The organism is Streptomyces sp. NPDC057654, assembly GCF_042800135.1.
Lineage (GTDB): Bacteria > Actinomycetota > Actinomycetes > Streptomycetales > Streptomycetaceae > Streptomyces.
On record NZ_JBHVHQ010000791.1, the window covers coordinates 1 to 4,007 of the forward strand.

At 70.7% G+C, this 4,007-nt stretch carries 5 protein-coding genes; 2 read left to right on the forward strand and 3 right to left on the reverse strand.

Translation table 11 applies throughout. The features are described 5' to 3' along the window. Both ACFU99_RS35920 and ACFU99_RS35925 read left to right on the forward strand, forming a co-directional pair. Nucleotides 1–209: nuclear transport factor 2 family protein (locus tag ACFU99_RS35920; protein WP_384400498.1), on the forward strand; the 209-nt coding region annotated here is incomplete at its 5' end. A 29-nt stretch (nt 210–238) separates the two neighbouring features. Further along, a complete protein-coding gene (locus ACFU99_RS35925; RefSeq protein ID WP_384400501.1) occupies nt 239–1,135 on the forward strand; it encodes an NmrA family NAD(P)-binding protein in 897 nt (298 codons plus the stop codon). 30 nt (nt 1,136–1,165) lie between these two features. Here ACFU99_RS35925 and ACFU99_RS35930 read toward each other — a convergent pair whose 3' ends face one another. The 3 genes from ACFU99_RS35930 to ACFU99_RS35940 are packed head-to-tail and all read right to left on the reverse strand — an operon-like array spanning nt 1,166 to nt 3,998. Beyond that, nucleotides 1,166–1,717: a DUF1697 domain-containing protein gene (locus ACFU99_RS35930; RefSeq protein WP_384400504.1), complete on the reverse strand. Its 552-nt coding sequence runs from the start codon at nt 1,715–1,717 to the stop codon at nt 1,166–1,168. After that, nucleotides 1,714–3,846, reverse strand: coding sequence for a hypothetical protein (locus ACFU99_RS35935; protein WP_384400507.1), 2,133 nt, complete (start codon nt 3,844–3,846; stop codon nt 1,714–1,716). Before ACFU99_RS35935 ends, ACFU99_RS35930 begins: the two co-directional genes overlap by 4 nt. Before the next feature lie 8 nt (nt 3,847–3,854). After that, complete coding sequence (locus ACFU99_RS35940) at nt 3,855–3,998, reverse strand: glycosyl hydrolase-related protein (RefSeq protein WP_384400510.1); 144 nt, start codon at nt 3,996–3,998, stop codon at nt 3,855–3,857. Between the last annotated feature and the right edge of the window lie 9 nt (nt 3,999–4,007).

A 4,007-nucleotide genomic window follows, 5' to 3' on the forward strand; every position in this document is an offset into this window, starting at 1 on the left:
AGGACCCCGAGGTGATCATCGTCGAGATGCGCGCCGAGGGGCGCGTCGTGGCCACCGGCCGCCCGTACGAGATGACCTACGTCGTGGTCGCCACCGTCAAGAACGGCCTCATCACCCGCTACCGCGACTACTGGAACCCCCTCGCCGCCACCGAGATCGCGGGCGACCGTGACGCGCCCTGGAACGGCGCCCCGTCCTCGGCCGCGTAGCGGCGCCCCTCTTCTCCCAGGAGCCCACCATGCAGACGACCGATGACACCTTCCTGGTGACCGGCGGCACCGGCAACACCGGCCGCCGCGTCGCCGCCCGGCTGGCCGGGCTCGGCCACCGTGCGCGCGCCGGGAGCAGACGGCCCCCGGCGGGGCAGGCGGCCCCCGGCGTGGAGCACGCCCGCTTCGACTGGGACGACGCCTCGACCCACGCTCCGGCCCTCGCCGGTGTGCGGGGTCTCTACCTCGTTCCGCCCGTCGCCGCCTCGGACCCGGCGGCGCCGATGCTCCCGTTCCTGCGCACGGCGCGGAGCCTGGGCGTGCGCCGCGTCGTGCTCCTCAGCTCCTCCGCGATCCCCGAAGGCGACGAGGGCGGCGCCAACGGTGACAGTCGCCTCGGCCTCGGAGCGGTGCACCGGGCCGTACGCGAGGAGTTCCCGGAGTGGGCCGTGCTCCAGCCGTCGTGGTTCATGCAGAACTTCACCGGCGACCACATCCACGCCCACAGCATCCGCGCCGACGACGAGATCGTGACGGCCACCGGCGACGGCCGCGTCGGGTTCGTCGACGTCGAGGACATCGCCGAAGTCGGCGTACGGGCCCTCACCGACGCGCGTCCGCACAACACCGCGCACCTCATCACCGGCCCCGAGGCGCTCAGTTACGCGGACGTCGCCGCCACCGTCTCCGGCCTCGCGGGCCGGTCGGTGCGTCACCGCGCCATCGGCTACGAGGCCATGCGCGAGCGGCTGACGGCCTCCGGCATCCCGGAGCGATTCGCGGACCTGCTCGCGGGCATGGACCGGGCCATTTCCGAGGGTGCGGAGGACCGCACCAGCCCCACCGTCGAACGCGTCACCGGCCGCCCGCCTCGAACCTTCGCCGCCCATGCGGCGGCCAACACCGCCGCATGGAAACGAAACTGACGGTCTGATATCTGACGCCCTGACGGTGTGTCACGTAGCCGCAAGCTCCGCCAGTCTCAGCACCGTGTTCCAGTTGCGGGCCGTCGCCGTCATACCGAAGCGCCGGTCGTTCAGCAGCGGCGGCAGCTTCGCCTTGTGCACGCCGTCGGGAAAGTGGCAGTACACCTCGCGCTTCCCCGCGGCGAACTCCTCCGGCGCGTACGCCGCCGGGTCGAGCCCCTCCAGCCGGGCCGCGTCCAGCGGCCCGGCCAGGAAGGTCACCAGGAAACGCGAGGGATCGAGCCCCGTCATGTCGAAGGGGTTATCGTCGATGACGCGCCGCAGGTCGCCGCCCTCCCGCACCACGCAGGGGACGGCGAACCCCAGCTCACCGGCGATGGTCGCCTCCAGCTCGGCCGCGAGCCGCTGCTCGCCGTCCGCGCCGGAGGCGGTGGGGTGCGTGAAAACGGCGTTGCCGCTGTTGAGGTGCGTACGCACCGACCCGCACCCCATTCCCGTCAGCAGCTCCCGCAGCGTCGCCATCGGCACCCGCTTGTGCTTGCCGACGTTGATGCCGCGCAGCAGCCCTACGTAAGTGGTCATCCGCTCACGCTAGCTCCTGCCCACGACAGTCGGGCCGTGGCCGGAGCGGAGCGCGTGCCGTCCGGGGCGACCGCCACGAGCTGGAGCGTCGTGGAGTGTTCGCGGCCCGCGCGCTTCAGCGACTTGACGTAGAAGACCTCGTCGTAGATCCGGCCGATCGCCTCATGCCCGCCGTCGCCCCCGAGCCGGGAGACGTCGTAATACCAGACTCCGGACCCGGCCATCCGCCAGGACAGGAATACCTCGGCCGAGCCGCCCGCGACATGCGCGGCGTCGACCTGGAATCCGGTCGGCCGCTCGACCCGCATGGGCCGCCCGCCCGCGAGCAGCGCCAGCTCGCCGATGTTCACGGCGTACGAGCCCTTGTGGGCGGCGGAGACCCGCAGCCCGATCGCGGCGATCGTCCGGCCCCGGAAGCGGCCGAGGTGGAAGGCGTGGGTGTGCCAGCCGTGCGGGCCCGCCTTGGGAGCCCGCAGCCAGACGAATTCCTCGGGGGAGTCCTCGAAGATCAGCCCGGCCTCCAGGCTGCTCGCCGGCCCGGACTGTCCCACCCGGTAGGTGAGACGCAGCGATTCGCCGCCCCCCACCGCCAGCCGCGTCTTGAAGAGGCGGACGGTCGTCGGGTTGCCGGGGCCCAGCTCGCCGGAGATCTTCAGGGAGGAGCCGCCGTCGTACGCCGTGGTGTAGTCGTAGTCGACGCTCAGCGGAGTGCCCGGACTCGTCGCCCAGAACTGCCAGGTCGGCAGGATGTCCTGGACGCTCGCGTTGTTCCACTGTGCGCCGCTCACCCGCTTGCCGTCGACGTGGAAGGCGCGCCCGTGGCCGGTGTTGAAGCGGGTGACGAAGGGGAACGAGCCGATGACCGACCGCTCGGTCATGTAATGGGCGACGCCGTCCCACTTCCTCGGGTTGTTCTCGTCCCGCCCCTTGCCGTCGTCCTCGTCCGGCCACGGCACGTACTCGGTGCGTCCGGTGCGCGTCGGGTCCTCGTTCGGGCCGGACCAGTACTGCCGCTCGCGCTGGAAGACGCCCGCCTGCGCGTCGGGGTTCTCCCGGTCCGGGTACCGGTCCCACGCGAAGTGCGAGCCGAACAGCGCCCAGCTCGTACGGGCCGGCTGCCCCTCGGGGAAGATCAGCCGGGTGTCGTACGGCGGGTTGAAGCCGTACTTCTCGTTCTCCGTGCCGAGGAACGCGACCTTGTACGGGTCCAGGCCCAGCTTCTTCGCCGTGTCCCGGGACGTGGCGACCCGCTCCTCGTTCCACGCGTAGTTGGCGAAGAGGCTGTCCATCACCGGGGTGTCGCCGTCCTGAATCCACGGCGCGTTCCGGTCGTTGAGCTGATTCTGGTAGGACAGCCGCCCATTGACCATGATCGTGTCGTACCACTGGAGATGGAATCCGGCGGGGGCCTTCGACCGGAGATACTTGAGCATCTTCATCAGCCCGGCCGCGTCCCGCTCCGAAATGGTGGCTTCCTGGTTGATGAAATAACCGTCGAAGCCGAAGTAGTCCGCCATCTCGATCAGCTTGTCCGCCACCGGGAACGACCCGTCCGCGCGCTGCTCCAGATAGTCCGAGAACGCGCCGTCACGCGGCCAGAACCAGCACCCCAGCGATCGCACGCCATTGCGGTGCGCCGCGTCCGTATAAGCCGGGTTGGGCAGATTGATCAGGCCGTGCACCGGTTTGTCGACGGGCGAGCCCGCGATGGGCATGCCGTGCCACGAACCGTACAGATCGCTGTACTGCCAGAAACGCAGCAGCCGGCGCGCGAAGGTGTCGTTGTATTTGAACGCGGTGAAAAAGGAGTTGTCGTAGTCGAACGACAGATTCATCAGCTGCGGGGCCGTCGACAGCTTCGGATTCGCCTGGGTCGCGGCGAACGGCGCGATGCGCTCGGCCAGTGGCACCCGCGAGCGCAGATACCGCGCGTGCGGATCGCTCCCGGGCGACCACCGCTTGAGGGCCGCCGCGTCGTAGCCGTGCAGGAACGGCTGGTGCGGCGCCCGGTCCGGGGCCGGCGGCCCGTCCGCCGCGGCAGCCGCCGCGGCGAACGGGCCCGCCTGCCCGGCGAGGCCGACGGTGACGCCGGCCGCACCGAGCATGGCGATGAACGCTCTGCGTTCCATCGAGTGGGTCACTCCTTCACAAGGCGCAGCGTCGCGATCTCGAACGGACGCAGGGACAGGGAGATCTCGCCGTCCGCCGCCTCCACCTCGGCGTGCGGGCGCTCCAGCAGGTCGCAGTACGCGGCCGAGGCCAGCGGGAAACCGGCGGACAGCTTGGTACG